This is a genomic window from Pseudomonas sp., assembly GCF_049645325.1.
GTDB lineage: Bacteria > Pseudomonadota > Gammaproteobacteria > Pseudomonadales > Pseudomonadaceae > Aquipseudomonas.
This window is the reverse complement of the sequence record NZ_JBARTQ010000462.1, coordinates 1-4788: the sequence shown is the minus strand read 5'-3', so window position 1 is coordinate 4788 and position 4788 is coordinate 1. Positions and strand designations below refer to the sequence as shown.

At 62.4% G+C, this 4788-nt stretch carries 6 protein-coding genes; 4 read left to right on the top strand and 2 right to left on the bottom strand.

What is annotated here, in order from left to right:
* Positions 1–246 precede the first annotated feature (246 nt).
* Positions 247–861: a 3-isopropylmalate dehydratase small subunit gene (leuD, locus tag WBB95_RS20105; protein WP_424489169.1), complete on the bottom strand. Its 615-nt coding sequence runs from the start codon at positions 859–861 to the stop codon at positions 247–249.
* Positions 858–2276 (bottom strand): 3-isopropylmalate dehydratase large subunit, encoded by a 1419-nt coding sequence (gene leuC / locus WBB95_RS20100; RefSeq protein WP_424489168.1) that lies wholly within the window; start codon positions 2274–2276, stop codon positions 858–860. Before leuC ends, leuD begins: the two co-directional genes overlap by 4 nt.
* Positions 2277–2551: 275 nt before the next feature.
* On the opposite strand from leuC, the gene WBB95_RS20095 reads away from it, so the two are divergent.
* The 4 genes from WBB95_RS20095 to WBB95_RS20080 form a co-directional block, all read left to right on the top strand.
* Positions 2552–3754: a PepSY-associated TM helix domain-containing protein gene (locus WBB95_RS20095; protein WP_424489167.1), complete on the top strand. Its 1203-nt coding sequence runs from the start codon at positions 2552–2554 to the stop codon at positions 3752–3754.
* Positions 3751–4293: a thiamine pyrophosphate-binding protein gene (locus WBB95_RS20090; RefSeq protein ID WP_424489166.1), complete on the top strand. Its 543-nt coding sequence runs from the start codon at positions 3751–3753 to the stop codon at positions 4291–4293. Before WBB95_RS20095 ends, WBB95_RS20090 begins: the two co-directional genes overlap by 4 nt.
* On the top strand, positions 4290–4619 hold the full coding sequence (locus tag WBB95_RS20085; protein ID WP_424489165.1) for a hypothetical protein: 330 nt from the start codon (positions 4290–4292) through the stop codon (positions 4617–4619). Before WBB95_RS20090 ends, WBB95_RS20085 begins: the two co-directional genes overlap by 4 nt.
* A partial coding sequence (locus WBB95_RS20080) for a DUF6162 family protein (RefSeq protein WP_424489170.1) occupies positions 4616–4788 on the top strand: 173 nt, incomplete at its 3' end. The genes WBB95_RS20085 and WBB95_RS20080, both read left to right, overlap by 4 nt.

Here is a 4788-nt window from a genome sequence, read left to right as displayed (position 1 = left end):
GCCGGGTTAGCCGCCCCGCGCCATGGATGGCGCGTGGCGGCGGCCCACGGATTCAAGCCTGCGTGCGGGCATGCCGAGCCACAGCGAGGCACCGAGTGGAGGGGCAAGAGCGTTTTGCTTACTTTTGACTGGGCCGGCATTCCGGCTCTATCAAAAGTGAGCCGCCGTAAGGGCGGAACCCATATCAGCCATAACCGCGGCAACGGATATTCACCCCTCCCCCAACCCACAAAAACCCAACCCCCCTCAGCCAAGCCAAGGATTAGCCAGCAAGTGCCTGCGCTCAAACGCCTTGATCTCCTCCCCACGCTGCAACGTACTGCCAATCGCATCCAGCCCCAGCAACAGCGCCGTCTTGCGCAACGTATCAATCTGAAACGCAATCACCTGCCCGTCCGCCAACCGAATCTCCTGAGCCTCCAAATCCACGCTTATCCGGGCCTGCGCAGGCTGCCCGACCGTCTGCCCAAGCCTCTGCAAAACCGCCTCTTCCAGCGTAATCAAAAGCACCCCATTACGCTGACAGTTGTCATAAAAAATCCCGGCAAAACTGCTGCCAATCAACGCGCGAATGCCCATCTGCTTCAAGCCCCACACCGCATGCTCACGGCTGGAACCACAGCCAAAGTTCGGCCCCACCACCATAAAACTCGCGCCCTGCCACGCCGGCTGGTTCAGCACAAACTCAGGGTTGGGCTCACCGGACGCAAGAAAGCGCAAGTCAAAGAACAACCCACGGTCCAGACCGTTGCGGTCGATGCCCTTGAGAAATTGCTTGGGCATGATCACGTCAGTGTCGATATTCGCCGCGAGCATCGGCGCGGCCTTGCCAGTGACCAGGGTGAAAGGTTGCAGGCTCATGCGCGGTCTCCAAACAGGCGAATATCAGTAAGACGGCCGGTAATGGCCGCCGCGGCGACCATCGCCGGGCTCATCAGGTGCGTGCGTGCCCCCGCGCCCTGGCGGCCTTCGAAGTTGCGGTTGGTGCTGGACGCACAGCGGTCGCCAGGAGCCAGCACATCGTCGTTCATTGCCAGGCACATCGAGCAGCCCGACTGGCGCCATTCGAACCCGGCGTCGATAAAAATCGCTGCCAGGCCTTCGGCTTCCGCCTGGTCGCGCACTTCGGTGGAGCCCGGCACGATCATCGCCCGCACATGCTCGGCCACGTGTTTACCGCGCACCACACTGGCGGCGTCGCGCAAATCCTCGATACGCGCATTGGTGCAAGAGCCGATAAACGCATGGCTGATCACGATATCGCTCAGCGGCATGCCGGCTTCCAGGCCCATGTAGTTGAGGGCGCGGCGCATGTCCTGGCGCAGGATCAAGTCACTGACGTCTTGCGGGTCGGGCACGCGGGCGCCGATGGGGGCGGCCTGGTCGGGGCTGGTGCCCCAAGTGACCATGGGTTCCAGCGTGCCCGCATCCAGTTGCACTTCCTGGTCGAACACGGCGTCGGCGTCCGAATACAGTTGGCGCCAGCCCACCAGCGCCTGTTCCCACAGCTCGCCGTGTGGCGCGCGGGGTTTGTCCTTGAGGTAGGTGAAGACTTTTTCGTCCGGTGCCATAAACGCCCCGCGTGCGCCCGCCTCCACCGCCATGTTGCAGATGGTCATGCGCGCTTCGACGCTCAGCGCATCGATGGTGGTTCCGCGAAACTCAATCGCATAGCCAGTGGCGCCGGACGCACCGATCTTGCCGATCAGCGCCATGATCACGTCCTTGGACGTCAGGCCGGGTGCCAGGTCGCCGTCGACGCTCACACGCATGGTTTTCAGGCGTTTGTAGACCAGGGTCTGCGAGGCCAGCAGGTGCTCGATTTCCGAGGTGCCAATACCAAACCCGAACGCGCCCAAGGCGCCGTAGGTGGTGGTGTGGCTGTCACCGGCGGCAATCACCATGCCCGGCAGAATGAAGCCCTGCTCGGGTGCGATCACGTGTTCGATGCCTTGGCGCTTGTCGAGGATATCCAGCAGTTCGATGCCGAAGTCCCGGCAGTTTTCCGCCAGGTACGAGACTTGCCGCGCGCCGCCCGCGTCCGGCATCGTCGCAATGCGCTGGGGCGTGGTGGGGTTGACGTGATCGACCACCGCGAGCGCCGTGCCGGGGCGCCACACTTCACGCCCGGCTTCACGCAGGCCGCTGAACGCCTGGGGGCTGGTGTATTCATTGATCACTTGGCGGTCGATGTACAGCAGGACATGGCCCTGGTCGTCCAGGGCGCACACCGTGTGGGAGTCGATGTGTTTGTCGTAAAGGGTTCTGGCAGTCATTTTTTGTAGGGCTCGCTCAACGGTATAACCCCATCCTACGCAGCCCCCCGCCCCCATCAATGCTGCAGAGGTGATGGCTCGGAACATGTTTCGTGTTCGATCACGGCGTTACGCAGCAGTGAATGTGAACCGGAAACATTTTCTTTCAAGTTCCGCTTAGGGTTTTCCAATTCTCATCCGTCTTAACTTAGATACAGCCTGTCGCGTCAGCAAAAGCTACGACCGGCCTTTTCCGGGCTTCCTGCGCCCTCCCTTCAATCAAGACCCGCATTCACATGTCGAAGAAGTCACGCTCAAAACTCTGGTTTCTCGTACACAGCTGGCTGGCATTGCCCATCTGGTTTTTTGTACTGATCGTCTGCGTCACCGGCACCCTGGCGGTGGTCAGCCAGGAAATCGTCTGGCTGGCCAACCCGGATATCCGTGCGAGCAAGCCATCGGATGACGCCGAACCCCTGAGCTACGACCAGGTAATAACCGCCATCAAGCGCGCTGAACCCGAGGTGATCGTGCAGTCGCTCAGCCGTCCGGACGAGTCGCACTTTGCCTTGAGTGTCGACCTCAGCTACCCCGACGGGCGTTCAGTGGAGGTCTACGTCAACCCGTACACCGGGGCGATCCAGGGCATCAGCCCGTCGTTCAACTTTCGCCAATTCACCCGCGCGCTGCACGGCTGGTGGCTGGTGCCGTTTACCAATGGCTACAGCTGGGGCTGGTACCTGGTGTCGCTGCTCAGCCTGCCTTTGCTGGCGTCGCTGGTCACCGGGCTGGTGGTGTACAAGCGTTTCTGGAAGGGTTTTCTCAGGCCGACCCTGCGTATCCGCCACGGCGCGCGGATCTTTTGGGGTGACTTCCACCGCTTGAGCGGTATCTGGTCGATCTGGTTCATCGCAGTGATCTCCATCACCAGCACCTGGTTCCTGATCCAGGCGATCCTGGGCGACAACCAGATTTCCATCTCCAGCGAGCCCATCGTTCCCGTGATCGCCCGCGAGAAAGTCCCCACCTCCGCGCCGGGTGTGCCGGCACCGATGATCCCCCTGGACGAGGCAATCGAGATCGCCACCCAACGTATCCCGGGCCTGGAAGCGAGCTTTGTCAGCCTGCCGCTCAACGCCTACAGCCACCTGCAGATTGGTGGCCGAGGCTGGTATCCATTGATGTTCCAGACCGCGCAAATCAACCCGTATGACGGCGAGATCGCATCTGCACACTTGCTGTCCGACCGTTCCAAGCTGGAGTTCGTCACCGAGTCGATGCGACCGCTGCACACCGGCGACTTCGGCGGGATATGGATCAAGCTGATCTGGGCCTTCTTTGGCCTGGTGCTGAGCATGATGGTGCTGAGCGGCCTGTTGATCTGGACCAAGCGCACGGCCCTGGCCACCCTCAACGCGCTCAAGCGCAGCAACAAGGCGCCGCGCCAGCCGGCCGCGATTCCGGCCATGCACACTGAAACGTCGGAGGGCAACCGATGAGCAAGGTCATCGCTGGCACTGCACCGCCCTCGCCGCTGCGGGCCTTTTGGCTGAAATGGCGCTTCCATATCAATGTGCTGCTATTGCTGGTGCCCCTGGGGTTCATGCCCAAGTACTTTGCCGATGCCGCGCTGTTTCGCGGCGACACCGGCATCGGTGAACGGGTAGCCGGCGACGTGCAGGTCGGGCCCTGGAGCCTGAAACTCGCGGAGTTTCGCAACGAAGGCCCGCGCCCGGACCCGGCCGGCCCGATGAAATTCTTCAACGCCGCCCTGTGCGACACCTGCGCCGATCAGGTCAAGGCCACTTACCTGCGCATCGGCAAGCCACGCAGCCTGCGCGCCGCCGGCGTGATCTTCTTCGGCACACCGTACCGCATGGCCGCCGCCTTGCCGATTCCGGAACGCACGCCTGCCGACGCCGAACTGTGGGTCACCATGGAAGGCTGGGACGGCAGCATGCACCAGGGTTCCATCCCGCTGAGTCAGGCCTCGCCCGCCACCATTGCCTGGCTGAACAAGCAAGGAGTTAAACCATGACGTTGACGCAACTGGCCCGCGCCGGCGCAGCACTGATGCTGTGCGCCGGTTTCAGTGCCCCGGCCCTGGCCCACAACCCGATGTGCGAGTGCAAGGAAATCCCCGGCGAGCAGATCCAGTGCACCGGCGGGTTCTCCGACGGCAGCGGCGCCCCTGGGGTGACCCTGGATGTGATCGGTTACGACGAGACCATCCTGCTGCCCGGCAAGCTCGGCCAGGACTCGACCCTGACCTTCAAAAAACCTTCCGCCGAGTTCTACGTGCTGTTTGACGCAGGCCCGGGCCACGTTGTGGACATCGACCAAGCGGACATTCAACCTCAATGACTACCACACAGGTTGTACGCCCCGCCGGTGCCGGCCACGAAACCCTTTACGTCCTGCTGCTGTGCCTGATCATTCTCGCGGTGGCCGGCACGGTGGTGGCGTTGCACGGCGAAACCCAGGAGGTGGTCGCCGTGCCCAGTCATCAACTGGATGCGCGGCGCGACTTGAG

Coding starts and splice junctions, on each gene's coding strand:
- leuD (WP_424489169.1), bottom strand. CDS start 861: ATGAGCCTGCAACCTTTCACCCTGGTCACTGGCAAGGCCGCGCCGATG.
- leuC (WP_424489168.1), bottom strand. CDS start 2,276: ATGACTGCCAGAACCCTTTACGACAAACACATCGACTCCCACACGGTG.
- WBB95_RS20095 (WP_424489167.1), top strand. CDS start 2,552: ATGTCGAAGAAGTCACGCTCAAAACTCTGGTTTCTCGTACACAGCTGG.
- WBB95_RS20090 (WP_424489166.1), top strand. CDS start 3,751: ATGAGCAAGGTCATCGCTGGCACTGCACCGCCCTCGCCGCTGCGGGCC.
- WBB95_RS20085 (WP_424489165.1), top strand. CDS start 4,290: ATGACGTTGACGCAACTGGCCCGCGCCGGCGCAGCACTGATGCTGTGC.